Below are 26,908 nucleotides of genomic sequence, written 5' to 3'. Positions count from 1 at the left end.
TCAGCGCCGGGCGCGGGCCTCCCGACGCCGGTTGGTCAGCACGACGGCGCCACCGCCGACGATGATCAACGCACCCGCGCCGGCCGCGCCGACCGTGGCCGCGCGCGGCACGCCCGCCGGGCCCTGGTCCGGCACGGCCGCGGCCACCGGGGCCTCGTGGATGCTCTCGTGGGTACGCCCGGCGGGTTCGATGTACGGCGCGCCGGTCTCGTGCGCGAGTGGAGCGGTCGCCGCCGTCACCCGCTCGGCGGCGGCCGGTGCGGCGGCGGCGCCGAAGACCACGTCCGAGCAGGAGTAGAACGCCTCGGGGCTGTCGGAGCGTTGATAGATCACATAGACCAGGTGGCGCCCGGTCTTGCCCTGCGGCATCCGGCCGTTCATCACGAACGAGCCGTTGTCCAGCGGCGGATCGGTCTGGGTCAGGAACGGCGTGGCCTCCAGGTCGGACCAACGCAGCGGCACGGTGGGGTCGTAGCCGTCGCGGGTCACGAAGAACTGGAACGTGCCGCGGTGCGGGGAGGTGGCCCGGAACAGGAAGTTGAAGGTGCTGCCGGGGGAGACCGCGGTCGCGGGCCAGTCGGCGCGCGCCTGGTCGAAGCCCTTGTACTTGTCCCGCCCGGCGCTGCACAACTTGCCGTCCGGGATCAGCTGGTGGTGCCGACCGGCGACGTCCGCGAGGTTGACCTCGTTCCAGTCGTACACCGGCTGCGTGCCGCCGATGGCCACCGCGGCCTTGCACGCGGCGGACGTCGGGTTCTCCGGGTTCTCGGCGCGACACGTGCCGGTACGGCTGAGCGGGTTGCTGAGTGTGCCGTGCGCCTGTGCGGTTCCGGTGGCCAGCGCGGCGATCGTCAAGGGTGCCAGGCAGCAGGCCGCGGCGAATGCCGCGACCTTGCGGGGAGACTTCATGAAGCCCTCCGGGTAAGGGAGTTGCCGATTGCGGGGACGCACGAAGACCGCATGGACGTCATACGGGAGCCCTCGAACGCGGGTGGGACGGTCGGCGCGGTTGGGACCTGTCGGCACTGGTGGGACGGTCGGCGCGGGTGGGACGGGGATCCGAGGTGGCCGCGACGGATCCCGGTATTCCGGCGTACGGGTGCCGCCGCCTGCGGTCCGGCGGGACAGGTATAGACCAATGACTGCGGCGCTACACAGATTCGTCGTGCTCGTCCGGTCGCGCAAGAGCGCGGAGCGGGTCTTTCCGATTCGATCGTGCCGTCGAGGGTTCATTACTCCCCAACCGAGGCGTTGCAAAAGCCCGCGAAAAGTCGGGCCGGCCTGCACGACCTTGTTTCTGACGAGGCATCAGATGTGTCGTCATTGTGCCGAGGAAAAATTTTCCTCGATCCGCGGCGGCCTTGCCAATACTTGCCGGGCGCGCCGAAAAAGTGCCCGCGACCCTATGGACGAGACCCAGGTTGGTATAGACCATTGCACCAGACACATCTCGAAGCGCAGTACGATCCGGCACACCGCCCGGCCGCGAGCGGTGGAGTGCGCCAACCGGCGGCGCACGCACGGCGGATCGCGCACCACCCTCGTCCCCCGACTCGTGTCCCAGACGTGTCCAGGAGCCGGCTCGATGAACCCTGAGTTCCCCGCCCCGTTCCCCTCCCCGCGCCGCGATCCCCGGTCCGGCGCCCCCCGGCCCGGTAACTCCCGTTCCCGGCAAGCCCGTTCCACCTCCACCGGACCGGTTCGGCGCCGGCTGCGCGCACTCGCCCGCGCCGTCGCCGTCACCGTTCTCGCCCCCATCGCGTTGGTGGTCCTGCCCGCCGGCGCCGCACACGCCGCCTCCCCCGAGGCGACGTTCGCCAAGGCGTCCGACTGGGGCTCCGGCTTCACCGGGCAGTACACCGTCCGCAACCAGGGCACCGGCACGCTCACCGGTTGGAAGGTCGAGTTCGACCTGCCCGCCGGCACCACGGTCGGCTCCTACTGGGACGCGCTGCAAAGCGGTTCCGGCAGCGGCGGCCACTACGTCTTCACCAACCGCGAGTACAACGGCACCCTCGCACCGGGCGCCTCGACCACGTTCGGCTTCCTCGGCGCCGGGTCCGGAACTCCCACCGGCTGCAAGCTCAACGGCAATCCGTGCACCGGACCGGCCACGCCGGACACCACCCCGCCGAGCACACCGACGAACCTGCGGGTGTCCACGGCCGGTTCCTCCTCGTTGACCCTGGCCTGGACCGCGTCCACCGACAACGACCGGGTCACCGGCTACGACGTGTACGTCGACGGCGTCGCCCGCGCCGGCACGGCCGACCCCGGCGCGACGCTGACCGGACTCACCCCGGACACCGCGTACCGGATCAAGGTCCGGGCGAAGGACGCCTCGGGCAACGTGTCCTCGTTCACCCCCGAGCTGATCGGCACCACCACGACGGGCGGCGGCAATCCGCCCGCGGGCTCCGTGCGCAGCGTCCCATACATCGACATCACCGCGCCCACCCCGACCCTGACCGACGTGGCCGCGGCCACCGGCCAGAAGTTGTTCACGCTCGCCTTCGTTCTGGGCAGCAACAGTGGTTGCGACCCCAAGTGGGGTGGCACGATCGCCCTCGACGAGCCGCGAATCCTCAACCAGATCGCGGCGCTTCGGGCCCAGGGCGGCGACATCGTGGTCGCCTTCGGCGGCGCGGCCGGACCCTACCTGGAGGCGTCCTGCGGCAGCGCCGACGCGCTCGCCGCCGCGTACACCAAGGTGATCGACACGCTGGGGGCCAAGCACCTCGACATCGACATCGAGGCGTCCATCCCGATCGACACGATGAACAAGGCGCTGGCGAAGGTGCAGCGGGATCGGCCGGCCACCACGGTGAGCTTCACGCTGATGGTCCAGGGCGACGACTACGGTCTGACCCCGGCGCTGGGCGTGGACCTGCTGAAGAGCGCGCGGGACAATGGGGTTCGCGTCGACATCGTCAACCCGATGGCGATGGAGTTCGGCACGTCGCGCCCGGTGTGGGGCGACGCGGTGATCGCCGCCGCGGAATCGACGCTGCGTCAGATGAGGGAGATCTGGCCCGCCAAGTCCGACGCCGAACTCCGGGGCATGCTCGCGGTCACGCCGATGATCGGCCGCAACTTCAACGGCAAGATCTTCGTCCAGTCGGACGCGACCAAGCTGGTCTCCTGGGCCAACACCAACCACATCGGCCGACTGGCGTTTTGGTCGGTGGGTCGGGACAACGGCTCCTGCCCGGGCGGCGGGGTCTCCGCGACGTGCAGCAGCATCAGCCAGTCGCCCTATGAATTCACCAATCTCTTCAAGGGTTTCACCGGCTGAACCCCCTTCGGGATCCGTCCGGATCCCACCCGAATCCCCACCCGAATCCCACCCGAGGAAGAACCCGTGCCCGGCATCGATCGACCCCCTTTCGGTCGATGCCTCCCGAGCCCGGCGGCGACCACGCGACGCCGCCGGGCCATCCTCGTTCACGGGTCGCGGGTCGCGGGTCGCGGGTCGTCCGTCGGAGTCGCCGGTCAGGGGTTGTTGAACCGGATTTCCGGGTTCGCAGGGGTCGGGCCGTCGAGCAGCGGTCGGGGCAGATGCCTCAGGTGGCGGTCGACGAAGGCGGCAAGGTAGGTACGGGTCAGGTCCAGCCCCCGCGCACCCGGCAGGGTCGTCGCCGATCCGCCGCCGGGCAGGCCGAGTTGGTCGAGGAAGACGGGAAAGTCGCTGAAGCTGAAGTGGGTGGCGTTCGCCACGGTCAACCACCGCTTCCAGCCGTCCAGTCGGGTCCACGCCTGGTCCCAGCTCGGGTCGTCGCCGCCCGGACGGTGGGTGTCGTCGTCGGTGCCAAACAGCAGGAACGGCCGTTTGCCCCAGCCGGTTTCGGGCACGGCGGAGTGGAAGGCGCCGTCCATGTTCACGCCCGCCCGGATCCGGGTGTCGCCGGCCATCGCCGCCGCCGCGCCCGCGCCGCCGATCGAGTGGCCGGCCGCGCCGATCCGGTGCCGGTCGATGAGGTCGGCGTACCGCCAGGCCGGGTCGGCCCCGGTGAGGCGATCCACCACGAACGACATGTCCCGGCCCCGGCCGGAAGTGGCCGCGACGAAGTCCTCCTCGGTGCGCACCTTCGTACAGGCCACGCAGGTGAGCATCCGGCCGCCGGGGAACGCGGTGCCCACCGACTCGTACGCGTGGTCGATCGCGGCCACCACGTAGCCCCGGCTCGCCAGATCCTCGGCGAGGCCGGTGAGGGTGAACACGGAATAGCCGAATCCCGGGGAGAGCACCACCAGCGGATACCGGCCGGGCGCGGGGCGGGCGTCGGCCCGCACGTCGGTGGCGGTCGTGCTCAACACCTCCGCGGGGAATACGTCCCCCATCCCGATGTCGGCCAACATCAGCCGCGCCTCGTCGACCGTGGCGTAGCGCGTGGGTGTGCCGGTCCCGCGGCGGGCGGGGTAGTACATCCCGACCATCAGTTCACGCGCCCCCGCCTCGGGCACCCACGGATCGGTCCGACTCGGGTCGACCAGGTGGAGGGATTGTCGGCCGACCCCGTAGGGCCCGGTCGGGTGCGGCAGCGAGGTACGCGGTCCGCCCGGCACGGGATCGGTGGCGAGCACGGTCCGCGCGGGCGGGGGCGAGGCGGCGGCGGGCAGGGCCACCGCGATCGGCAACACCAGCGCGAGCGCCGGTGGCAGCAGTCTGCGAAGCAGTGAGAATGCGGGCATACCCCGAACACTGGCCGCCGCCCCGCTCCGGCGCATCACCCTTCGGTCGCAGTCGGTGACCGCGCACGCCTACATCCTGCGGCGCACCGGTCCGCCGCGCGGTTCGATCGGCCGATCGGACCACTCCCGGGTGGTTCGGCGGGGTGCTTCGGCGTGGCGCGGGAGCAGAGTGCCGGTGTCGCGGGGCGCGCCGGCGGATAGTGGAACGCAGGCGATCCCCCGGGCATCCGGTCACGTCCGCGACCGATGCCGCCCCACCTGGGAGAAGGCTCCGTGTCCGACACGCAGTTCGACTACGTCATCTACATCCGCGCCACCCCCGAGGTGTTGTGGCGCGCGCTCACCGAACGGGCCGAGATCGAGCGCTGGTTCGACGGCTCCGGGCCGGAGTCGGACTGGGCCGTCGGCTCGACCGTACGCTGGTCGATGTCCCCCCGGACGGCCCCGCGCGACGCCGGCCAGGTGGTCCTGGAGGCCGAGGCGCCACGACGGCTGGCGTACACCTGGCACAACTACGAACCCGAGATCGCCGAGATGTTCGGGTGGAGCGCGGAGCAGTTGGCCGAGCTTCGACTGGAGCCGGTGTCCAAGGTCGCGTTCGACCTGGTGCCGGTCGGCGAGGCGGTGGCGCTGCGCGTCCTGCACGATGGGTTCGCGCCCGGCTCGGAGATGTTGGCGAGCATTCGGGAAGGGTGGCCGATGATCCTGTCCAACCTCAAGACGGTGCTGGAGACCGACGAACCGCTGCGGTTCGGCGCGTAGCGCGAGGCGGCGTTTCGGGGTTCAGGGCGCCGGGCGGCGGGCGTCCGGGGCGGCGAGGAAGGATCGGACCACCTCGGTGAACGCGTGCGGTTCGGCGGCGTGCACCAGGTGGCCGACCGGGATGGTGACGACGCGCACGTCGGGGAGTCGGCGGCTCCATTCGGCGATGCGCTCCTGGGGGATGTGGCTGCCCGATCCGCCGCCGACGACGAGGGTGGGGGCGGTGATCAGGCCGAGGCGGTCCCACCAGGCGGGGTCGGGGCTGTCGATCTGCTTGCGGATGGCGATCACCATGTCCCAGTCGAAGCCGAGTTCGCCCTCCGGCCGCGTTGGCGCGACCGCCTCGCGCGGCACCGGGACGGAGACGTCCTCCAGGACCAACCGCCTGATCCGGTCCGGGTGTTCCTGGGCGAAGAGGTAGGCCACGATGCCGCCCATCGAATGGCCGATCAGGTCCACCCGAGCCAAGCCCAGCGCGTCCAGGCAGCCGAGGAGATCGTCTCGCATGAGTTCGAGCGAGTAGCTGCCGGGCCGGTCGCTGCGCCCGTGTCCGCGCAGTTCGACGACGTACACCCGCCAGGTGTCGGCCAGGCGGCGCGCTATCTCGTCCCAGTCCGCGGCGTCCTCCCCGAGCGCGTGCAACAACACGATCGGCGGAGCCGCGGGATCCCCCCAGACCTCATGAACCAGCTGCACCCCGTCGACCTCGACCACGCCGACCACACCACTCGATTCACCCATATTCGGACCATACCGAGGACCCACACACCAACGGAACAGCCCACAAAGCCCAAGCCGAACGCCGAGCGCGAAGCGCGGGGCAAACGCAAAGCGGACGGCGGCGACGGAACGCGGGCGGACGCGAAGCACGGAGCGGACGCGAAGCGGGCGGGTGTGCGGGGGTGGGCGCGTGGCGGGGTGGAGGGGTTGGGGCTTGCGGAGGTAGGGGCTGGGCTGTGATCAGGGCCGGGGGTTTGGCTCGGTGGGACCGGCAGGTGTGGGGGCTTCGGGTGTGGGGTTGGTGGGGGTGATGCCTTCGAGGTGGAGGAGGTTGGGTAGGAGGCCTGGGAAGCGGGCGTTGAATTCTTCCGCGCGCAGGCGCAGGGTCATGCCCGTGCCGGTGTTGCGCTGGACGATCAGGCCGGCTTCCCGCAGCACCTTCCAGTGGTACGAGCGGGTGGACTTCGAGCCGGGTACGGACAGCGCCGTGCACGGCAGTTCGCGATCCGGATCGGCGGCCAGTGTGACCACCACGCCGCGTCGGTGGTCGTCGGACAACGCGGCGAAGACCGCACTCAGCGCCACCTCGTCGAGTGACGGGTGGGGCATCTGAACAGGCATCCCGAATCCCACTCCTCGGTCCGATCCCGGTTGCCGGCGTATGCCGTCGGTGTCTACGGTACCGAGGTACGAAGATTTTCGAACCACCCCACGGGGAGTGCACTCATGACGAACACCCGTCCGACCATCGCCGTGCTGGGCACCGGCATCATCGGTGCCGCCCTCGCCCGCAACCTGGCGCGCGCCGGGTTTGCCGTGCGGGCCTGGAACCGCAGTCCGGAGAAGGCGGCGGCACTGGTCGCCGACGGGGTGACCGCGGCCGAGACCCCGGCCGACGCGGTCACCGGCGCCGACTTCGTGCTCACCGCGCTCAACGACGGCCCGCGCGTGCTCGACGCGATGCGCGCGGCGACCCCGGGCCTGCGCAAGGGCACGACGTGGGTGCAGGTCAGCACGGTCGGCGTGGACGCGTTCGACGAGCTGGCCGAATTCGCCCGCGCCCAGGGCCTGTTCCTCGTGGACGCCCCCGTCCAGGGCACCCGCGGACCGGCCGAGCAGGGGAAGCTGGTGATCCTGGCGGCGGGCGAGCCGGGCATTCGGGACCGGGTGCAGCCGCTGTTCGACACGATCGGACAGCGCACCATGTGGGTGGGCGAGGACGGTACGTCCGGCACCGCGAGCCGGCTCAAGCTCGTCCTGAACACCTGGGTCCTGGCGCTGACCCACGGCGTGGGCGAGACATTGGCGCTGGCCAAGGGCCTGGATGTGGACCCGAAGCTGGTCTTCGACGCGATCACCGGCGGCCCGCTGGACAACCCGTACTTCCACCTGAAGGGCGGCGCCATCCTCGCGAACGAATACACCCCGTCCTTCACCGTGGACAACGCGGAGAAGGACGCCCGACTGGTCCTGCAGGCCGCGGAGCACGCGGGCGTCCGCGTGGACGTCGTCGCGGCCGGCGCCGAACGCCTCCACCGCGCCTCCGAACAGGGCCACGGCGACAAGGACATGGCCGCCACATATCTCGCCTCCTTCGACGACTGACGGCCACGGCCACGACCACGCCCCCCGGGGTGCCGCTGCCCCACCGGGTTCAGGCTCGGGGGGCGCGGTCGGCGTCCGCCAGGCGGCGGGTGACGGTCGGGACGACCACGGCCGCGGCCACCAGGTGGGCGCCGCACAACATGAGCTTGGTCGAGATCGCGGTGTCGCCGGCCAGGATCGGGCTGATCATGGACAGCGCGGTCAGGGCGACGGTGGTGCGCAGGTACGTCCGCGCCGGACGGGCCGCTCGGCGCGCGATCAACACGGCCAGCAGCGTGCCGACGCTCATGGCCACCGCCACGCCCATGGCGAACATCCCCACGGTGATCGGCTCCGCCGTCGCCGCGCCGATGTTCCCGGCCCGCATCGGCGAACCGAGCTCGCGCGCGATCAGGCCGTACACCTCGGTGGCGACCGCCGCGACCGCCCCGGCGGCCACGCTGACCAGCCACACCGGCCGGGTCGAGATGAAGGCCGGGGTCGAACGGTCGTGGGCGGCGGGGCGGGTGAAGGTCTGGGCCATGGCGATCTCCTCGGGCGGTCGTTTCGTTGTCGTCACCGGGAAGTCGGAGCCGCCCCCGGGTTCTCGACGCCCCGCGCACAAACTTTTCCGCGCGACTTCGAGGCGACCCGAACCCCCGCCTCCCGTACGGGCGTAGGGTCGGTGCCATGGGTGAGTTGGTGGGATTCGCGCTGGTCGCCGGCAGCCTCGCCGCCGCGGTGGGTGTGTGCCTGTGGCTCGCCGCCCGCGTACGCCGCAGGGGCACCGGCGGCGCGGCCATTCGCGCCGCCATGTCCGCCTATGACGAGGCCCTGCACGGAACGGCGAACGACGCCTACGTGGAGATCCAGGTCCAGGCGCGGCGCAAGGTGCCGGTGCGGTCGCCCGACGATCCCTGGCGCTCGTCCCGATTCGACCCCACCCGGCGCGACGACGACCACACCGCGCCGCCGCCCCGAGCCCGCGCGCCCCGCACGGCGGTACGCGGCCGACTTCGGCGGTTGTGGTCGAGGCGCACTCCGGCGGATCGGGCCCCGGGCGGGACACTCCGACGGGTGACCGCCGAGGCGACGAGCCCGCGAGCCGGTCGCCGGTTCACCGCACGATCGCCGCGCGCAAGCCGGTCCGGCCCGCGTACGCCGATCTTCGGACCCGCGACGATCCCGGTCGGGTAGTTCGGCCCGGCCCTTCTCGGCGTGACGCCGTCGCCCTTCGCACGACACCGTCCACGCCCTCTTCGCCGGGCACTTCGCCACCTGCCGCCGGCCCGCGCACGGTAGCCCCGGCCCGACCGGGCGATCCCCGCCGCCCCGACACCGCCGACCAACCGGTCCTGCCGGCCACGGACCCGCCCCACACCACATCGCCGCGCCCGCACGCCCCCCACCGCCGACGCCACGAAAAGTTGCCTCACCCGCCCGAATGCCCAGGCCGGGGCCCTCGAACGCACCCTCCGCGTCCCTAAGTTGTGGCTCGGAACTTAATTTCCCCCCACGTGAGGTCTGGCGGACACCCCGTGCGGCTATTACGTTGTCGCCCACAACATTTACGGCGCGGTCGCCGCCCGACTGTCGACCGCTCACCCCTGCGCACAGCTCCGCACGCCGCACCACCCCGTGCCGCCATCACGTCCCCCCGCCGGCCCCACCGGCGCGTGCCCGAAGGGATCCACCATGCGCAAGAGGTTCCTCGTGTCCGTCTCCGCCTGTGTGCTGGTCGCCGCCGGCACCCTGTCCGCCTGTTCGGACACCTCCGGCTCCGGGTCCGGGTCCTCCGGTGCCCCCGGCGCGTCCGGTGCCCCCGGCGGCAACGGCAAGAAGGCGAAGATCGGCGTGATCCTCCCGGACAGCAAGACCTCGGGTCGCTGGGAGACCAACGACCGCAAGTACCTGACCGAGGCGTTCAAGGCCGCCGGCGTCGACTACGACATCCAGAACGCCCAGGGCGACAAGTCCCAGTTCCAAACGCTCGCCGACCAGATGATCACCAACGGCGCCACCGTCCTGATCATCGTCAACCTGGACAGCGGCACCGGGAAGGCCGTACTGGACAAGGCGAAGTCGCAGGGCGTGGCGACCATCGACTACGACCGGCTGACCCTGGGCGGCAGCGCCCAGTACTACGTCAGCTTCGACAACGTGAAGGTCGGCACGCTGATGGGCCAGGGCATCGAGAAGTGCCTGTCCGCCGCCGGTGCGCAAAAGCCGACCATCGCGATGCTCAACGGCTCGGCCACCGACAACAACGCGACGCTGCTCAAGCAGGGCTACGACGGGGTGCTCAAGCCGAAGTTCGACTCGGGCGAGTACGTGAAGGGCCCGGACCAGGCCGTCCCGGACTGGAACAACACCGAGGGCGCCAACATGTTCGAGCAGATGCTCACCCAGTCGCCGAACATCTCCGGTGTGGTGGCCGCCAACGACGGCCTGGGCAACGCGGCGATCTCGATCCTGAAGAAGCAGAAACTCAACGGCCGGGTGCCGGTCACCGGGCAGGACGCGGAGACCACCGCGCTGCAGAACATCCTGGTCGGCGACCAGTGCATGACCGTCTACAAGGCGATCAAGAAGGAGGCCGACGCGGTCTCCGGCCTGGCCGTGGCGCTGGCCAAGGGCCAAAAGCCCAGCGTGCCCGCCACCGTGCGCGACCCCGAGGGCAAGCGCGACGTGCCGTCCGTACTCCTGGAGCCGCTGGCGATCTACAAGGAGAACGTCAAGGACGTCGTCGCCGACGGCTACGTCACCAAGGACACGCTGTGCACCGGCGCCTACGCCGCCAAGTGCACCGAGTTCGGCATCAACTGACCGTTCGGGCCCCGCGATCGTGCCGGAACCGACACCCACGAGGGTCGGTTCCGGTCGGCGCGTCCCACCCCTGCCGCCCCCAAGCGAGGAGCCCGCATCGTGGCCCTGTCCCCCACCCCCGCCCCGCCGCCCGCGTCGAATCCGGTGCTCGAACTGCGCGGCGTCAACAAGAGCTTCGGCGCCGTCCACGTGCTGCGCGACGTCGACCTGTCCGTATACGAGGGCCAGGTGACCGCGCTCGTCGGCGACAACGGCGCGGGCAAGTCGACCCTGGTCAAGTGCATCGGCGGGATCCACACCGCCGACTCCGGCGAATACTTCTTCGACGGTGCTCCGGTCACCGTGCACAGCCCGCGCGACGCTTCCGACCTGGGCGTGGAGATCGTCTACCAGGACCTCGCCCTGTGCGACAACCTCGACATCGTGCAGAACATGTTCCTCGGTCGCGAACGCCGGCGCGGCTGGGTGCTCGACGAGGACAGCATGGAGCAGATCGCCGAGGAGACCCTGGCGGGCCTGTCCGTGCGTACCGTCTCCTCGATCCGCCAGCGCGTCTCCAGCCTCTCCGGCGGTCAGCGCCAGACCGTGGCCATCGCCAAGGCGGTGTTGTGGAACAGCAAGGTCGTGGTGCTGGACGAACCCACCGCCGCGCTGGGCGTGTCGCAGACCGCGCAGGTGCTCGAACTGGTCCGCCGGCTCGCCGACAACGGCCTGGCCGTCGTGCTCATCTCGCACAACATGAACGACGTGTTCGCGGTCGCCGACCGGATCGCGGTGCTCTACCTGGGCCGGACCGCCGCCCAGGTCAACGCGGGTGAGATCACCCATTCCCAGATCGTCGAACTCATCACGTCGGGACAGACCGAGGCATTCGGTCCCGGTGCCGGTCGAAACGGAGTGAACCGATGACGAGCAGCGCCCTGCCTCTCGCCGACGGCAACAGCGGGACCGGTGCCCCCGAATCACCGGTGGTCGCCCACGTGAAGGACTACCTCGCCCGGCTGCGCGGCGGCGACACCGGCGCCATGCCCGCGGTGCTCGGCCTGGTCGTGCTGTGCACGGTATTCGCCATCATGCGCCCCAAGTTCCTGAGCGCGGGCAACTTCGCCAACCTGTTCACCCAGGGCGCCGCGGTCACCGTGATCGCGATGGGACTGATCTTCGTCCTGGTCCTGGGCGAGATCGACCTGTCCGCAGGCTTCGCCAGCGGAGTGTGCGCGGCGGTGCTCGCCGTGCTGCTCACCGAACACGACTGGCCCTGGTACGCCGCGGTGCTCGCCGCGCTGGTCGTGGGCATGGTGATCGGCCTGGTCCTGGGCGTGCTGGTGGCCAAGGTCGGCATCCCGTCCTTCGTGGTCACCCTCGGCGCGTTCCTGGCCTTCCAGGGTGTCTCGCTGCTGCTGGTCAAGGGCGGCACCAACGTGCCGGTGCGCGACTCGACCATCCTGGCCATCTCCAACCGCAACCTCGCCCCGATCGTCGGCTGGCTGCTGGCCGCCGCCGCGGTCGCCGGGTACGGGGTGGTGCACGTGCGCCGCAACCGCAGCCGGGCGCGCCGCGGGCTGAGCGCCGAGCCGATCGCGATCACCGGCCTGCGGATCGGCGTGCTCGCCGTGCTGGTCGGCCTCGCCGTGTACGTGCTCAACCAGGAGCGCAGCCGCAACACGGTGATCTCCTCGCTGCGCGGTGTGCCGATCGTGGTACCGGTCCTGGTGATCCTGCTCCTGGTCGGCACGTTCGTGCTGCGCCGCACCCCGTACGGGCTGAGCCTGTACGCGGTCGGCGGCAACCGCGAGGCGGCCCGGCGGGCCGGGATCAATGTGGACCGGGTGCGCATCTCGGCGTTCGTGATCTGCTCCACGATGGCCGCGATCGGCGGCATCGTTGCCGCCTCCCGGGCCAACTCGGTCGACTCCAACACCGGCGGCAGCAACGTGCTGTTGTATGCCGTGGGCGCCGCGGTGATCGGCGGCACCAGCCTGTTCGGCGGCAAGGGACGGGTGCTGGACGCGGTGCTCGGCGGCGCGGTGGTCGCGGTGATCGACAACGGCATGGGGCTCATGGGGTACAGCGCCGGCGTCAAGTACGTTGTGACCGGCGTCGTGCTGCTCCTCGCCGCCGGGGTCGACGCCCTGTCGCGGCGGCGGGCCGAAGCCGCCGGGCTGCGGTGACGCCGCCCTCCCCCTCGATCGACGCCACGGATGAGAAAGGCAGGGTCCGCAGCCCGATGCGCGCAGCGCCCACCCAGGAGGACATCCGCAGGCAGAACCTGGGGGCGCTGCTGCGCCACGTGCACGTACTCGGCCCCACCTCCCGGGCCCGGTTGACCGCCGGCATGGGCCTGAACCGCAGCACGATCGGCGCGCTGACCACGGAACTCGCGGCGGCCGGGCTGATCGTCGAGGAGGCGCCGCGCGACACCTCCGGCGGCGGGCGGGGCCGGCCCTCGCTGGTGGTGCGGGCCCAGTCGCAGCGGGTGTACGTGTACGCCTTCACGATCGGCGTGGACCGGCTGGTCGCGGCCCGGGTCGGGCTCGGCGGGGTGATCCTGGATCGCCGCGAACTCCAGCGCCCGGGCAGCGGGTTCTCGCCGAAGGAGGTGGCCGAGGCGCTCGGCGGGTTCGTCGCCCAGATGCGGCTGAGCGCGCCGCACGACGGGGTGTGCGTGGGCGCGGGCGTGGCGGTGTGCGCGATGGTGCGCGGCTCGGACGGCACGATTCCCGAGGGGCCCACCCAGGATTGGCGCAACGAACCGCTGGGGGAGCGGCTTTCGACCGCGATCGGGATGGTGGTCATGGTCGGCAACGACGCCGACCTGGGGGTGGTGGCCGAGCACACCCGGGGTGCGGCGGTGGGCTGCGACGACGTGATCTACCTGCACGGCGACGTGTGCATCGGCGGCGGCATCCTGTCCGCCGGGCGGCCGGTGGCCGGCGGCGACGGGTACGCGGGCGAGGTCGGGCACATGGTGGTCAATCCGGACGGGCGGCCGTGTCGGTGCGGGGCGCGCGGGTGCTGGGAGGCGGAGATCGGCGAGTTCGCGCTCACCCGGGGCACCGCGAAGCACGCCATCGGCGGTCTGGCGGACGCGGCGGCGCGCGGCGACCACGACGCGGAGGAGGGGATGCGCCGGGTCGGCGACTGGCTCGGCCTGGGCGTGGCCAACCTGGTGAACATCCTCAACCCGCAGATGGTGGTGTTCGGCGGCACGCTGCGCGAGGTGTACCTGGCCACCGCCGCGCAGGTGCGCAGTCGGCTCAACCGCACCAGCCTGTCGGTCACCCGCGAACACCTCAAACTGCGCACGGCGGCCCTCGGCGACGACGCCCCGCTGTACGGCGCCGCCGAACTGGCCTTCGCCCGCCTGCTGGACAACCCCCTGGAATCGGGGCTGACGCCGGCGGCGGGATAGGCGGTCGGCAGGCGGTCGGCGGCGGGACAGGTGGTCGGCGGCGCGATAGGCGGTCGGCGGCGCGCCCACGATCGGGTGGACTCGGCGCGTCGAATCCGCCGTCCGGGTGACCTTTCGGGGCGCCCGGCGTGGCGCGCCCTGTTTCATGGTCCTCGTGCGGGCCGCCGAGTCCGGAGGGTGCATCGCGCCCGAGCATCCCCCGAACCCGGCGGCCGACACTCCGAAGCCCCTGCCGCCCCATCGGCGTTCACCGCCGGCGCCGCGCCCGTCCGACGCGGGTCCGCCGCATCCGATCCCGGGCAGCGGCCGACGGAGCAGCGATCCACGAGCAGCACCGGGAGTCGGCATGGCCACGAGCACCCTCCGCGACCGGGTCGCCCTGGTCGCCGGAGCCACCCGAGGCGCCGGACGCGGCGTCGCGGTCGAGCTCGGTGCGGCCGGCGCGACCGTATACGTCACCGGCCGCAGCACCCGCGGGCAACGCTCCGAGTACGACCGCCCGGAGACCATCGAGGACACCGCCGACCTGGTCACCGCCGCCGGCGGCCACGGCATCGCGGTACCCACCGACCACCTGGAGCCGGCCCGGGTCCGAGCGCTGATCGAGCGGATCGACGCCGAGCAGGGCCGCCTCGACGTGCTGGTCAACGACATCTGGGGCGGCGAGAAGTTGTTCGCCTGGGACACCCCGATGTGGGAACACGACCTGGACGACGGGCTGCGGATCCTGCGCCTCGCCGTGGACACGCACGCGATCACCGGCCATCACGCCCTGCCGCTGCTGCTGCGCACCCCCGGCGGCCTGGTGGTGGAGATGACCGACGGCACCAACGAGTACAACCGCGACAACTACCGGGTGTCCTTCTTCTACGACCTGGCCAAGTCGGCGGTGTTGCGGATGGCCTTCGCACTCGGCCACGAACTCGGCCCGCGCGGCGCCACCGCCGTCGCCCTCACCCCGGGGTGGCTGCGCTCGGAGATGATGCTCGACGCGTACAAGGTGACCGAGGCGAACTGGCGCGACGCCCTGAAGGTGCAGCCGCACTTCGGCATCTCCGAGTCCCCGGCGTACGTGGGCCGGGCCGTGGCGGCGCTGGCCGCCGACCCCGACGTGGCCCGCTGGAACGGCCAGTCCCTCTCCAGCGGGCAACTCGCCGGCGTCTACGGCTTCACCGACACGGACGGCAGCCGCCCCGACGCCTGGCGCTACCTGGTCGAGGTCCAGGACCGCGACCTCCCCGCCGACCAGACCGGTTACCGCTGAGCCGCGCCCGGGCGCGCCGGGCTGTACCGCAAACGTCCCGACCCCGCCCGATGCCCCGGTCACCCCGACCCGGATACCGTTGAAACCCACCTGCCGTCGAAACCCAACTCCCTTGCCCCCGAAGGCATTCCGCCCCCGCCGGGGGCGACCGCGCGGTCCGCGACGGCGCTGTGGTCCCGGACGGCCGTCCACCGTGTGGCGTAGCTGGGGGTGGGGTGGACCGGGAAGGGGTTCCGAGGGGCATCGCCCCCGGTGGTCGACCGATTACCGATCCACTCCGGGTGTCCCGCGCGGTGCCCGCCCGACGCAGGACGGTGCCCAGCCGATGAGTGAAGCCGCGCTGGTCGAGGTGGAGCGCGGGCCGGCGCTGCGGCGGGTGATCCCGCTGCTTCCGGCGCTGCTCTACATCACCATCGTGGCCGTCGACTTCGGCACGCCGGACGAGTTCCGGACCGACACGATGTTGTGCCTGGTGCCGATGACCGCGTCCGCGCTGATCCCGGTGCGTCCGACCGTGGTGTACGCGATCCTCGCCACGGTGACGTTCCTGATCCTGGACCCGTGGCTGGCGCCGATGGGGTACGAACACGACTGGGCCGGGTTCGTGGTGGTCGTGCTGGGCGGGGCGATCGCGGTGACGACGGTGTGGCTCCGGACCCGATTGCAGGATCGGGTCTCGCGCCTGGGCAACGTGGTCGAACACGTCCAGCGCGCACTGCTGCCGCCGGTGCCGCCGGTGGTGGGCGGAGTCCGGGTCGAGCGCAGCTATCTGGCCGCCGAACGGGACGCGGAGGTCGGCGGCGACGTCTACGACGTGGTGGACACCCCGCATGGGACGCGCGCGTTCATCGCCGACGTGCAGGGCAAGGGGCTGACCGCGGTGGGCGCGAGCGCGGCGCTGGTCGGCACGTTCGACGAGGCGGCCCACGCCGAGCCGGACCTGTGGCGGGTCGGGCGGCGCATGGGCGCGGGGTTGGAGCGCTTCGGCCGCAACCAGGTGCTGCTCGGCGAGCCGGACACGGACTGGTTCGCCACCGCGCTGATCGTCGGCTTCGACGGGGACGGCCGGGTCGAGCTGACCAACCACGGGCACGAGGCACCGGCGGTGATCGGCCCGTCCGGGGTGCGCTGGTTGCAGGTGCCGCCGGAGTTGCCGCTGGGTCTGGCCGGACTGGTGCCGGCCGAGGACCGGGCGCCGACGTACCGGTTCCGAATGACCCCGGACGAATCGTTGCTGCTGTACACCGACGGCACCACCGAGGCGCGGGACGCCGCCGGCCGGTTCTTCCCGCTGCGCGACTGGGTCGCCCGGCACGCGGATCCGAACCGGTCCGCGGCCGAGTTGTTGGCCGGTCTGCAGAAGGCGCTGCTCGCGCACGTGGGCGGGCGGCTCACCGACGACGCGGCGCTGATGGTGCTGCGCCCGGTGGGACCGGAGCCGGCGGGCCCGTAGGGGTGGCGGTCCCTCGGGCGCCGCGAGAAAACGCTGCGGTCGGTTGGGCATCGGGACTACCGTCGGCACAGCGACACGAACGCACAACACGGCCGATGCGGGCCGGGGATGCGACGGGGGCAGGTCGTGCGAAATCGGATGCGGGGGTGGGCGCGCGTCCTGGTGGTGCTCGTCCTGCTGGGCGCGGGCACCACGCAGTGCGCGCGGGGACCGGGTGGGCGGCCGGTGGTCGAGGTGGACGCGCCGACGGCGCTGGTGGACCGGGCGGTGCACATGCGGATCGGCGGGCTGACGGCCGGGGAGAAGGTCGGCGTCGATCTTCGGGCGGTGGATGTCGAGGGGAAACCGTGGCGCGGTCACGCCACGTTTCGGGCGAACTCCCACGGGGTGGTCGATGTGGACACGGCGGCACCCCTTTCCGGCACCTACCGGAGGCCGGACGGTATGGGGTTGTTCTGGTCGATGAACCCGAGGTCGGGCGATCCGGAACAGGCGTACTTCCGCCCGCCGTACCGAGGAAAGAGCGGCTTCGACCTCACCCTCACGGCCACGGCCAACGGCCGTCGCCCCGTCTCCCGGACGCTGACCAGGAAGTGGACGGAAGCCGGCGTGAGTGCCCGGGATCTCACCCTCGCCGCCGATGCAGTGGTGGGCTCGCTCTTCCTGCCCGCCGCCGCTACCCCTCGACGCCCGGCCGTGCTCGTCTTCGGCGGTTCGGAAGGAGGACCAGGTCCGGCGGCCGACGCCGCACTGTTCGCCGCACACGGCTACCCGGCCCTGGCGCTCGGCTACTTCCACGCCCCGGGCCTGCCCGACACTCTGGCGAACATCCCACTGGAGTACTTCCGTGCCGCCGTGCGCATCCTGGCCGGCCAACCGGGCGTCGATCCCGATCACATTGTGGCCCAGGGCTACTCGCGCGGCAGCGAGGCCGCCCTGCTGCTCGCCCAGCACTACCCCGATGTCGTGCACGGCGCAATCGTGTATTCCCCGTCCGACATGGCCAACGGCGGGTTCCCGAACTTCGGGCAGCCCGCCTGGACCAAGGACGGCAGGGCTCTCGCCGGGGGACACATCCGCCTCGACCACGTCGCCGGCCCGGTCCTGGCCATCGCCGGCGCCGACGATCGACTGTGGCCGTCGGCGGATGCGGCCCGCGCGATCGTCAAGGAACTCGATGATCGCGGCAACCCCCACCCGCACCGGGCCCTGGTCTTCCCCGATGCCGGGCACGGCGTCGGCACCTTTCCCTATCTCGCCGCCGGCACCCGGTATACCCACCCGTTGACCAACGAGGTACTCGACGTTGGCGGCACCCGGGCCGCCAACGCCGCCGCCCAGGAGCAGGGTTGGCCCCAGGTCCTCGCCCTGCTCGCGTCCCTGACCCGCTGAGCGGCGACGACCCGAGTCCGGCGCCGGCCACGACCGACCGCTCAGCGGATGCGCAGCACCAGCTTGCCCGTGTTCGCCCCGGTGAACAGGCGCAGCAGGGTCTCCGGGAAGGCCGTGACGTCGCCCTCGACCACGTCCTCGCGCGCGCGGAGTCGGCCGTCCGCGAGCCACCCGGCCAGCTCCGCCGTCGCCTCGGGGTAGCGGTCGGCGTAGTCGAAGACCACCATGCCGGTCATCGACGCCCGATTGACCAGCAGGGAAAGGTAGTTGCTGGGCCCCGGGCCGGGTTCGGTGTTGTTGTACTGGGAGATCGCGCCGCACACGATCACCCGCGCGCCCCGGGCCAGCCGGGTCAGCGCGGCGTCCAGGATCGTGCCGCCGACGTTGTCGAAGAACACGTCCACGCCGTCGGGGCAGTGCTTGCGCAGCGCGGCGGGCACGTCGTCGTTCTTGTAGTCGACGGCCGCGTCGAAGCCGAACTCCTCGGTCAGCGTGCGGCACTTGTCCGGCCCGCCGGCGATGCCCACCGCCCGGCAGCCCTTCAACGTGGCCAGCTGGCCGACCACGCTGCCCACCGCACCGGCCGCGCCGGACACGAGTACGGTCTGCCCCGGCTGCGGACGGCCGATGTCGAACAGGCCGAAGTACGCGGTCAGTCCGGTGGCGCCGAGGACGCCCAGGTGGGTCTCGGGCGGGGCGATGCCCAGGTCCACCCGACGCACCCCCTCGCCGTCGGTCTCCGCGTACTCCTGCACGCCGAACCGGCCGAACACGTGGTCCCCGACCGCGAAGTCCGGATGCCGCGAGGCGAGCACGCGGCCGATGCCGCCGGCGCGCATCACCTCGCCGATCCGCACCGGCGGGATGTACGAGCGCACGTCGTTCATCCAGCCGCGCATCGCCGGGTCGAGCGAGATGTGCGAGACCTCGACCAGGAGGCGCCCGTCGGCCGGTTCGGCCACCGGTTCGGTGGTCGGCTCCCAGTCGGTGGGCACGGGCAGGCCGGACGGGCGCGCGGCCAGCCGGATCTGACGGTTCGTGGCGGCGGGCGTGGTCATACGGGACGCAACTCCTTGGTCGTGGGCGGGCGGTCGGACGGGACCTCGTGCGCGGTACGGATGCCGGACGGTCAGGGGACGAGCAGGGAGAGCGTGTCCGCGACGCACGCCGGCTTTGCGACGCCCTCGATCTCGATGGTGTGCCGCACCGTCAGCCGCACGCCCTGCGCGGTCCGTACCGCGTCGACCAGGACGGCGTGGTCGCGGATCCGCGCGCCGACCGGCACCGGGGCCGGGAAACGCACCTTGTCCGAGCCGTAGTTGACGCCCATCCGCACCTCGCGCACGGTGAACAGGTCGGCGGCCAGGACGGGGATCAGCGACAGGGTGAGATAGCCGTGCGCAATGGTGGTGCCGAAGGGGCCCTCCTTGGCCCGTTCGGGGTCGACGTGGATCCACTGATGGTCGCCGGTCGCGTCGGCGAAGGTGTCGATACGTTCCTGGTCGACGGTCAACCAGTCACCGGTACCCAGTGGTTCGCCCTTGGCCGCGAACACCTCGTCGACGTTCTCGAACACACGCATGGTGGATGCTCCTTCGGGATGGACCCGGGCCGGGGGTGGCCGGCCCGGGCGCCTGGGTGGTGTGCCCCGCGGTCAGCAGAGCGGGCCGCCGGCGACGTAGATCACCTGGCCCGAGACGAAGCCCGCGTCCTCGCCGGTCAGGAACGCGATGGTGTTGGCGATGTCCTCGGGGCGGCCGACCCGGCGGACCGGGATCTGCGCGGCCGCGGCCTCTTGGAACGCCTCGAACTCCATGCCGACGCGGGCCGCGGTGGCCGCGGTCATGTCGGTGACGATGAAGCCCGGCGCCACCGCGTTGGCGGTCACCCCGAACTTGCCCAGTTCGAAGGCGAGGGTCTTGGTGAAGCCCTGGAGTCCGGCCTTGGCCGCCGAGTAGTTGGCCTGCCCCCGGTTGCCCAGCGCGGACGAGCTGGAGAGGTTGACGATCCGGCCCCAGCCGGCGGCGGTCATGTGCGCCTGGACCGCGCGGCTCATCAGGAACGCGCCGCGCAGGTGTACATCGATGACCGTGTCCCAGTCGCTGTCGGACATCTTGAACAGCAGGTTGTCCCGGATCACGCCGGCGTTGTTGACCAGCACGGTCGGCGCGCCGAGGGTGTCGGCCACGCGCGCGACGGCGGCGTCCACCTGGTCGCCGACGGTGACGTCGGCGCCGACCGCGAGCGCCGTGCCGCCGGCCGCGACGATCGCGGCGACCGTGTCGGCACAGGCGGCCTCGTCCAGGTCGAGCACGGCCACGGCCCTGCCCTCGGCGGCGAGTCGGCGGGCGGTGGCCGCGCCGATGCCGCGCGCGGCGCCGGTGACGATGGCCACGCGCGGGGTGGTCGAGGTCGCGGTCGCGGGGGTGTTCTCGGTCATGGGTGCGGGGTCCTCCGGGTCGTCGCCGGCACGGGAGGGCCGGCGAATACGGCGCTTCCGACCGCCCCTTGGGCGACCCGCGCCCGTCCGGGCGAAGGCGCCGACCGGGCGATGCTCGCGGGTCTCGGAGCGTGGAGTAGCGGGATTCTGCTGTGCGGTAACGGTACCGACCGGTCGGTATCAAGGCTAGAGCGCGCCACGAACTCGTTCGGGTCGAACAGGCGCCGGGGGTGCGGGCGCCGGGAGGCGCGGGCCTGGGCCGGGGGGTGTCAACCGTGGCGCAGTACCGCGAGTTCTCGGCCGAAGGCGACGACGACACGGCCGCCGGGGGCCACGGTCAGAGCGCCGACCGGGAGGGGGAACAGGAGGCGGGGGCCGATGGGGGTGTGGGTGGTCAGGTCCCAGACCTGTACCGTGCCGCGCTCCTCGGTCGGGGCGGTCGGGGCCGTCGGGGCGGTCTCGGCGATCGGGGCCGTCGCGGCGGTCGCGCCCGTGGAGCCCCCGGCGACCACGATCGGGCGGCCGGCGAGTAGGCCGGTCGCGACGGCGCAGACGTCGGCGGCGAGCGGTGCGCCGATCGGCTCGCGGGTGACCAGGTCCCAGACCCGCGCCGCCTGCCGGCTGCCGGTGACCGCGACCGGGCGGCCGTGCACGACGGCGGTGGCCACGTCCGTCACCGCGCAGGAGTGTCCGGTCAGCGGTGCGCCGAACTCGGCTCCGGTGGCCAGGTCGATCACCCGTACCGCATTGTCCGCGTCGCCGTTCCGGGCCGTCTCGGGGCCCACGATCGCCACCGGACGCCCGTCCAGTTCGGCCGTCGCCACCGCCCGCACCGATCCGATCAGCGGTTCGCCGATCGGCAGACCCGTGGCCGGGTCCCACACCCGTACACCGGCCGAATCCCCGGTGACCGCCACCGGGCGGCCGGCCACGGTGGCCCGCGCGGCGCCCACCCACGCGGTCCGGCCGACCAGGGGCCGGCACACCTGGCGGCCGCAGTCCAGGTCGAACACCCGTACCGTGGCGCCCCACCCGGCCGTCCCGGCGACCACCACCGGCCGGCCGCCGACCAGCGCGGTCGTCACCGCGGCCACCCGTGCGTCGTGCCCGACCAGGGGTTCGCCGGCGGATCGTTCGGGGACCAGGTCGCAGATCCACACCCCCTCGGGCCCGCCGTCGGCCCGGCCGGTCGTCCGCGCCGGCGGGTCGGTCGCCGTCCAGGGGCCCGTCACCCAGTCCGGCCGCCAGCGCGAAGGCGGTTCGCGGTCGGCCGGAGGGGAGGTCGCCGACGTGTCGTCGTCGATCGTCGCGAGCCAAGAAATATCGCCCTGCGCAACGTTGGACATATCACCATTGTGCCCATCGGCACCCGCCACGTGCACGGCCTCCGGCCCGCTGCGCGGGCCGAAAACCGGCGCCACCGAAGGGGTGTGACCGCGACCGGAACGGCGGCGCTCAGGCCCCGACCGTCAACACCACCTTGCCGTCCGTCGCGCGGGATTCCAGTGCGGCGTGCGCGGCCGCGGCCTCGGCCAACGGGAAGGCGGTGATGGTCGGCACCATCGTGCCGTCGGCGGCGGCGTTCAGGGCGCGGGCGGTCAATTCCGGCCAACCGCCCGCCGGGACCATGTTCGGCCCGATCGCCCACGTCGCGGTCAGTTGCCGCTCGACCAGGTCGCGCGTGGTGATCTCGGTCGGCTCGCCCGCGGCCCAGCCGTACAGGAGGAACCGGCCGCCGGGGCCCAGGAGTTCGAGGGCCTGCCGGCCAAGGGCGCCGCCGACGCCGTCGAGCACGGCGGTGGGTTCGCGGCCGGCCGACGCGGCCCGTACCCGCTCGGGCCAGTCCGCGTCGCGGTAGTCCACCGCGATGTGGGCGCCCAGCGCACGTACCTTGGCCACCTTCGCCGGGCCGCCCGCGACCCCCACCACGAGCGCCCCGGCGGCCCGCGCGGCCCGGACGAACAGGCTGCCCAGGCCGCCGGCGGCGGACATCACCAGCACCACGTCCCGGGCGTCGATCCGGGCCACTCCGAGCACGCCCTGCGCGGTGGTGCCGGTGGTGATCGCCGCGACCGCCTCGGCCGCACCCAGGCCGTCGGGGATCGGGTGCACCGCGGCCAGGTCGGCGACCGCCCGCTCGGCGTACCCGCCGCCGTCGCCGAGCTGCGCCACGACCCGACGGCCCAGCCACTGTGCGGCCACCCCGGGCCCCACCGCCCCGACCACGCCGGCCACCTCGCCGCCGGGGGTGGTCGGCAACACCGGCGGCCGGTGCGGGCCGACCGTCTCCCCGCGCCGCAGCCGGGCCTCGATCAGATGCACACCGGCGACCTCGACGTCGATGCGCACCTGCCCCTCGCCGACCTGAGGGTCCGGAACCTCTTCGAACCGCAGATTCTCGGCCGGGCCGAACGTATGCAGTCGGATCGCGCGCATGGGGTGACTCCCGAGTTCGAAGTGGGCGCCCACGGTCCGAAGGACCGTCGTGCGCCGCGTACGGAAGCCACCATGAAAGATGAAGCCGACTTGAGGTCAACTCGCCCGTGAAGCACACCCGAGGGCGCACCCGGGGCGCGGCGGGCGGGTCGCGCCGACGCCGACAGGCGTGGACGCCGTGCACAGGGTCGCCACCGCCAAGAGATGATCTTCATATGGATCAGATCATCTTGATGTCCGACCCGCTCGTGGCCGCCATCTCCGTCCGCGATCGTGGCGAGCCGCTGGTGGATGTGCGCGCGGACGGGTCGTTGCCGGTGGATCCGCGCCAGGCGGAGTGGGCCGCCGCGTACACCTTCCTGCGCGTCGGCGTGCTCGACCGGCTGATCAGGGCGCAGGCGGCGCTGCCCGACGGGCTGCGCCTGCTGTTCGTCGAGGGATACCGGCCGCCGGCGCTGCAACGTCGATACTTCGAGGAGTACGCCGCCGAACTGCGCGCCGCGCACCCCGACTGGGACGCCGACCGTGTCCACGTCGCGGCCAGCCGGTACGTCTCCCCGCCCGAGATCGCCCCGCACAGCGCCGGCGCCGCGGTCGACGTGACCCTCGTCGACCCGACCGGCCGCGAACTCGACCTGGGCACCCCGATGAACGCGAGCCCCGAGGAAAGCGCCGGCGCGTGCTACACCGCCGCCGAGAACATCACCCCGCAGGCCCGCGCCAACCGCGCCATCCTGAGCACCGCCCTGACCGAGGCCGGCCTGGTCAACTACCCGACCGAGTGGTGGCACTGGTCCTACGGCGACCGCTACTGGGCCCTGCTCACCAACACCGAAGCCGCCCTCTACGGCTCCCACGAACTACCCTGACCCACCCCCGCCGGACCCGAAGCGCGAACGTATCCCGCCACTTCGGTCGGAATGCGCGGTTCGGACATGGGAACGGACATTCGGGTGTACGCGACACGTCATCTGTTCTTCGCCCCTTGGTTCCCCCCGGGCTGATGGACTCGGCATCGTCGGCAACGCGTCGACCTCGAAGGAGGAAAAATGCCGGATCTGCGTTTGTCCCGTCGTCATCTCGCGTGGGGGGCAGCCGCCGTGTTGGCCGCCGGCGTCGCCGTGCCCAGCGCGGCGTCGGCGTTCGGTCAGGCGGATCAAGCCCGGCACGCGATCAAGGACGGTCAGGCCAAGAACGTCATCATGCTGCTCGGTGACGGGATGGGCGACTCCGAGATCACCTTGGCCCGGAACTACTCGGTCGGCGCGGCCGGTCGACTGAACATGGACGGGTTCCCGCTCACCGGCGCGTACACCACGTACGCCGTCGACAAGGACAAGCGCCCGGACTACGTCACCGACTCGGCCGCGAGCGGCACCGGGTGGGCGACGGGGCAAAAGACGGTCAACGGCCGCATCTCCAAGACCCCGGACACCAACAAGGCGCTGCCGACGATCCTGGAGCTGGCCAAGAAGAACGGCTACGCCACGGGCAGCGTCACCACGGCCGAGCTGACCGACGCCACCCCGGCGGTCCTCCAGGCGCACGCCACGGACCGCAGCTGCCAGGGCCCGGCGGACATGGCCAAGTGCCCGACCGACACGATCGCCGCCGGCGGCCCCGGCTCGATCGCCGAGCAGAGCGTCGCGGGCAAGTTCGACGTGCTGCTCGGCGGCGGCAAGGCCCGCTTCGACCAGACCATCACGCAGGGCCCGTTCGCGGGCAAGACCGTGCTCCAGCAGGCGCAGGAGTCGGGCTACCAGATCGCCACCGACGCCGACTCGCTCAAGGCCGCGCGGGCCGGCAAGCCGGTGCTCGGCCTGTTCGCCCCGGTCAACGTTCCGGTCGAGTGGACCGGCAAGGCCGCCGCGGTCGGCGGTACCGAGCCGCAGCGCTGCGTCACCTCGAACCCGAACCGCCCGGCCGGCACGCCGACCCTGGTGCAGCAGACCGCCAAGGCGATCGAGCTGCTGGAGGCCAAGCAGTCCGGCCGCGGCCACGACCGCGGCAAGGGCTTCTTCCTCCAAGTCGAGGGTGCCTCGATCGACAAGCAGGACCACGCCGCCGACCCGTGCGGTCAGATCGGCGAGACCGTCGCGTTCGACCAGGCGGTCAAGCTCGCCCGCGAGTACGCGGCCAAGCACCCCGACACGCTCGTGGTGACCACCGCGGACCACGCGCACACCAGCCAGATCGTGCCGCTGGACGCCACCCCTCCGGGTCTGTCCTCGACGCTGGTCACCAACGAGGGTGTGCAGCTCAAGGTCAACTATTCGACCAACACCCCCGGCAAGTCGCAGGAGCACACCGGCACCGAGGTGCGCATCGCGGCCCAGGGCCCGCAGGCGTTCCGCGTGCTCGGCGTGACCGACCAGACGGAACTGTTCAACACGTTCCGGGCGGCACTGCGACTGCGCTGACGCGCGGCGCCACCGACAGGAACGGATGTGACAGCGCGCGGCCCGCAGGCTCTCCCGCCTGCGGGCCGCGCCGCGTTCGTGCCCGTGCGCCCCCGATAACGTTTCGATCTTCCGACGCATCGACAGGAAGAGGTGGCGCATGGTCGACATCGGCAGGCTGACCCCGGCGGATCGAGCCGACTGGCAGGCCCTGTTCGAGGGGTACAACACCTTATACGAACGCACCCTCGCCCCCGAGATGTTCGACCGCGCCTGGAACGCGTTTCGCGAGGACACCCGGATGCACGCGCTGGGTGCCAAGGTGGACGGGAAGCTGGTCGGCATCACGCACTTCCTGGTGCACGCGAGTACCACCGCGCCCGACGTCTGCTACCTCCAGGATCTGTTCACCGCGCCCGAGGCCCGCGGTCGGGGTGTGGCCCGCGCACTGATCGGCGCGGTGACCGAGTGGGCTCGCGAACACGAGTGTTCCCGGGTGTACTGGTCGACCCACCGGGACAACACCACCGCCCGCCGGCTCTACGACCGGGTGGCGCTGAACCGCGGATTCGTGCTGTATCAGATCAACCTCTGAGCCGCGTCGCGAGCGCGCCCCGGGTTACCCGTCGAACCGGCCGGCGGCGGCCAGTTGCCCGGCGAGCACCGCGGGGGCCGCCGCCAACGACGGGCCGTACCAGGTGAGATGGCGCCCGTCGACCAGTGCGACCGGAAGGCCGGGGAACGCTTCCGGGCCGTCCTCGGCGGTGAACCGGTAGGGCTCGTCCGGGAGCACCACCACATCGGGCTCGGCGGCACGGAGTTCGTCGAGGGAGACCTTCGGCCAACGTTCCGCGTGCCGCACGAACACGTTCGTCAGGCCGAATCGGGTCAGCACGTCGGCGGCGAAGGTGTCCCGGCCGGCGACCATCCACGGCCGCCGCCACACCGGGACGATCGCCCGACGCGGCGGGGCCGCCGGCAGTCCCGCCCACGCGGCTCGGCACGCGGCGAGCCAGGGCGGCGCCGGCAGTCGGCAGCCGAGCACGAGCATGCGCTCCAGCGCGGTGAAGGCCTCGTCCAGGCCGCGAACCCGGGTGACCCACACGGCGATTCCGGCCGCCCGCAGCGCGGCCAGGTCGGCCGGGCGGTTCTCCTCCTCATTGGCCAGGACCAGATCCGGGGCGAGGGCGCCGATGGCGTCCAGGTCCGGATTCTTGGTGCCCCGGATCCGGACCACGTCCAGGTCGGCGGGATGCGTGCACCAGTCGGTGGCGCCGACCAGCAGGCCGGGCGCGCTCATCGCGACCGCCTCGGTGAGCGAGGGCACCAGCGAGACCACCCGCCGCACCTCGTCGGGCACCGGCACGGGCAGATCGAGATCGTCACGCATGCCTCGACCCTACGGGGACCGACGGCCGGTTCGGGAGCAGCGCCTAGGGCGTGTCTTCAATCTCCCGTCGGGCTCCGCGGCGTGAGCGCAGCGAGGAGCCCGAAGGGCGGATGCCGTGCATCGGCGTGCCGGAGAAGC

Annotated in this window: 25 protein-coding genes; 14 read left to right on the top strand and 11 right to left on the bottom strand. The window is 72.1% G+C overall.

All coding sequences use genetic code 11. The features are described from left to right. Positions 1–909: a lytic polysaccharide monooxygenase gene (locus ACFXKZ_RS50885; RefSeq protein ID WP_380014879.1), complete on the bottom strand. Its 909-nt coding sequence runs from the start codon at positions 907–909 to the stop codon at positions 1–3. 676 nt (positions 910–1,585) lie between these two features. Here ACFXKZ_RS50885 and ACFXKZ_RS50880 point away from each other — a divergent pair. Beyond that, entirely contained in the window at positions 1,586–3,295 is a 1,710-nt protein-coding gene (locus ACFXKZ_RS50880; RefSeq protein ID WP_380014876.1) for a cellulose binding domain-containing protein, read from the top strand. A gap of 197 nt (positions 3,296–3,492) precedes the next feature. On the opposite strand, the gene ACFXKZ_RS50875 is transcribed toward ACFXKZ_RS50880, so the two are convergent. After that, a complete protein-coding gene (locus ACFXKZ_RS50875; RefSeq protein WP_380014873.1) occupies positions 3,493–4,692 on the bottom strand; it encodes an alpha/beta hydrolase family protein in 1,200 nt (399 codons plus the stop codon). Positions 4,693–4,965: 273 nt separating this feature from the next. Here ACFXKZ_RS50875 and ACFXKZ_RS50870 point away from each other — a divergent pair, with 273 nt between their 5' ends. Then, complete coding sequence (locus ACFXKZ_RS50870; protein WP_380014871.1) at positions 4,966–5,454, top strand: SRPBCC family protein; 489 nt, start codon at positions 4,966–4,968, stop codon at positions 5,452–5,454. A 21-nt stretch (positions 5,455–5,475) separates the two neighbouring features. Here ACFXKZ_RS50870 and ACFXKZ_RS50865 read toward each other — a convergent pair whose 3' ends face one another. Both ACFXKZ_RS50865 and ACFXKZ_RS50860 read right to left on the bottom strand, forming a co-directional pair. Beyond that, positions 5,476–6,195, bottom strand: a complete 720-nt coding sequence (locus tag ACFXKZ_RS50865; RefSeq protein ID WP_380014868.1) for an alpha/beta fold hydrolase — start codon at positions 6,193–6,195, stop codon at positions 5,476–5,478. A 219-nt stretch (positions 6,196–6,414) separates the two neighbouring features. Continuing rightward, complete coding sequence (locus ACFXKZ_RS50860; RefSeq protein ID WP_380014865.1) at positions 6,415–6,795, bottom strand: ArsR/SmtB family transcription factor; 381 nt, start codon at positions 6,793–6,795, stop codon at positions 6,415–6,417. 105 nt (positions 6,796–6,900) lie between these two features. Here ACFXKZ_RS50860 and ACFXKZ_RS50855 point away from each other — a divergent pair, with 105 nt between their 5' ends. Then, the gene (locus ACFXKZ_RS50855) at positions 6,901–7,779 is read left to right on the top strand and encodes an NAD(P)-dependent oxidoreductase (RefSeq protein ID WP_380014862.1); all 879 of its coding nucleotides are present in this window, start codon (positions 6,901–6,903) and stop codon (positions 7,777–7,779) included. Between the two features lie 49 nt (positions 7,780–7,828). Here the strand turns inward: ACFXKZ_RS50855 and ACFXKZ_RS50850 are convergent, their stop codons facing one another. Next, positions 7,829–8,302 carry a DUF6069 family protein gene (locus ACFXKZ_RS50850; RefSeq protein ID WP_380014859.1) on the bottom strand — a complete coding sequence of 158 codons (474 nt, stop codon included), beginning with the start codon at positions 8,300–8,302 and terminating at the stop codon, positions 7,829–7,831. A gap of 146 nt (positions 8,303–8,448) precedes the next feature. Here ACFXKZ_RS50850 and ACFXKZ_RS50845 point away from each other — a divergent pair, with 146 nt between their 5' ends. The 8 genes from ACFXKZ_RS50845 (at position 8,449) to ACFXKZ_RS50810 (ending at position 18,105) form a co-directional block, all read left to right on the top strand. Then, entirely contained in the window at positions 8,449–8,955 is a 507-nt protein-coding gene (locus tag ACFXKZ_RS50845; RefSeq protein WP_380014856.1) for a hypothetical protein, read from the top strand. 498 nt (positions 8,956–9,453) lie between these two features. Beyond that, positions 9,454–10,584 carry a sugar ABC transporter substrate-binding protein gene (locus ACFXKZ_RS50840; RefSeq protein WP_380014853.1) on the top strand — a complete coding sequence of 377 codons (1,131 nt, stop codon included), beginning with the start codon at positions 9,454–9,456 and terminating at the stop codon, positions 10,582–10,584. A 99-nt stretch (positions 10,585–10,683) separates the two neighbouring features. Further along, positions 10,684–11,493: an ATP-binding cassette domain-containing protein gene (locus ACFXKZ_RS50835; protein WP_246126582.1), complete on the top strand. Its 810-nt coding sequence runs from the start codon at positions 10,684–10,686 to the stop codon at positions 11,491–11,493. Next, positions 11,490–12,755 carry a sugar ABC transporter permease gene (locus tag ACFXKZ_RS50830; protein ID WP_380014849.1) on the top strand — a complete coding sequence of 422 codons (1,266 nt, stop codon included), beginning with the start codon at positions 11,490–11,492 and terminating at the stop codon, positions 12,753–12,755. Before ACFXKZ_RS50835 ends, ACFXKZ_RS50830 begins: the two co-directional genes overlap by 4 nt. A 56-nt stretch (positions 12,756–12,811) precedes the next feature. After that, complete coding sequence (locus ACFXKZ_RS50825; RefSeq protein WP_380014846.1) at positions 12,812–13,996, top strand: ROK family protein; 1,185 nt, start codon at positions 12,812–12,814, stop codon at positions 13,994–13,996. Positions 13,997–14,342: 346 nt separating this feature from the next. After that, positions 14,343–15,260 carry an SDR family oxidoreductase gene (locus tag ACFXKZ_RS50820; protein ID WP_380014843.1) on the top strand — a complete coding sequence of 306 codons (918 nt, stop codon included), beginning with the start codon at positions 14,343–14,345 and terminating at the stop codon, positions 15,258–15,260. 325 nt (positions 15,261–15,585) lie between these two features. Beyond that, positions 15,586–16,713 (top strand): PP2C family protein-serine/threonine phosphatase, encoded by a 1,128-nt coding sequence (locus tag ACFXKZ_RS50815; protein ID WP_380014840.1) that lies wholly within the window; start codon positions 15,586–15,588, stop codon positions 16,711–16,713. A gap of 126 nt (positions 16,714–16,839) precedes the next feature. Further along, positions 16,840–18,105 (top strand): acyl-CoA thioesterase/bile acid-CoA:amino acid N-acyltransferase family protein, encoded by a 1,266-nt coding sequence (locus ACFXKZ_RS50810; protein ID WP_380014837.1) that lies wholly within the window; start codon positions 16,840–16,842, stop codon positions 18,103–18,105. 41 nt (positions 18,106–18,146) lie between these two features. Here the strand turns inward: ACFXKZ_RS50810 and ACFXKZ_RS50805 are convergent, their stop codons facing one another. From ACFXKZ_RS50805 to ACFXKZ_RS50785, 5 genes are all read right to left on the bottom strand, one after another. After that, entirely contained in the window at positions 18,147–19,163 is a 1,017-nt protein-coding gene (locus tag ACFXKZ_RS50805; RefSeq protein WP_380014834.1) for an NADP-dependent oxidoreductase, read from the bottom strand. 71 nt (positions 19,164–19,234) lie between these two features. Then, complete coding sequence (locus tag ACFXKZ_RS50800) at positions 19,235–19,687, bottom strand: MaoC family dehydratase (RefSeq protein ID WP_380014831.1); 453 nt, start codon at positions 19,685–19,687, stop codon at positions 19,235–19,237. A 72-nt stretch (positions 19,688–19,759) separates the two neighbouring features. Then, the gene (gene fabG / locus ACFXKZ_RS50795) at positions 19,760–20,545 is read right to left on the bottom strand and encodes a 3-oxoacyl-ACP reductase FabG (RefSeq protein ID WP_380014828.1); all 786 of its coding nucleotides are present in this window, start codon (positions 20,543–20,545) and stop codon (positions 19,760–19,762) included. Between the two features lie 269 nt (positions 20,546–20,814). Further along, complete coding sequence (locus tag ACFXKZ_RS50790; RefSeq protein ID WP_380014825.1) at positions 20,815–21,891, bottom strand: WD40 repeat domain-containing protein; 1,077 nt, start codon at positions 21,889–21,891, stop codon at positions 20,815–20,817. A gap of 109 nt (positions 21,892–22,000) precedes the next feature. Continuing rightward, positions 22,001–22,981, bottom strand: coding sequence for a zinc-binding dehydrogenase (locus ACFXKZ_RS50785; RefSeq protein WP_380014822.1), 981 nt, complete (start codon positions 22,979–22,981; stop codon positions 22,001–22,003). Positions 22,982–23,196: 215 nt separating this feature from the next. Here ACFXKZ_RS50785 and ACFXKZ_RS50780 point away from each other — a divergent pair, with 215 nt between their 5' ends. The 3 genes from ACFXKZ_RS50780 to ACFXKZ_RS50770 all read left to right on the top strand — a co-directional run bounded on the left by ACFXKZ_RS50780 (position 23,197) and on the right by ACFXKZ_RS50770 (position 25,975). Then, a complete protein-coding gene (locus tag ACFXKZ_RS50780; protein WP_380014819.1) occupies positions 23,197–23,850 on the top strand; it encodes a M15 family metallopeptidase in 654 nt (217 codons plus the stop codon). Positions 23,851–24,030: 180 nt separating this feature from the next. Then, positions 24,031–25,401, top strand: coding sequence for an alkaline phosphatase (locus tag ACFXKZ_RS50775; RefSeq protein WP_380014816.1), 1,371 nt, complete (start codon positions 24,031–24,033; stop codon positions 25,399–25,401). Positions 25,402–25,540: 139 nt separating this feature from the next. Further along, positions 25,541–25,975, top strand: coding sequence for a GNAT family N-acetyltransferase (locus ACFXKZ_RS50770; protein ID WP_380014813.1), 435 nt, complete (start codon positions 25,541–25,543; stop codon positions 25,973–25,975). Between the two features lie 24 nt (positions 25,976–25,999). Here the strand turns inward: ACFXKZ_RS50770 and ACFXKZ_RS50765 are convergent, their stop codons facing one another. Further along, positions 26,000–26,770 (bottom strand): helical backbone metal receptor, encoded by a 771-nt coding sequence (locus ACFXKZ_RS50765; protein WP_380014810.1) that lies wholly within the window; start codon positions 26,768–26,770, stop codon positions 26,000–26,002. Positions 26,771–26,908 lie beyond the last annotated feature (138 nt).

This window comes from Embleya sp. NPDC059237 (genome assembly GCF_042754105.1).
GTDB lineage: Bacteria > Actinomycetota > Actinomycetes > Streptomycetales > Streptomycetaceae > Embleya.
Note: the sequence above shows the minus strand (reverse complement) of the source record. Positions and strands in the feature narration are given on the sequence as shown.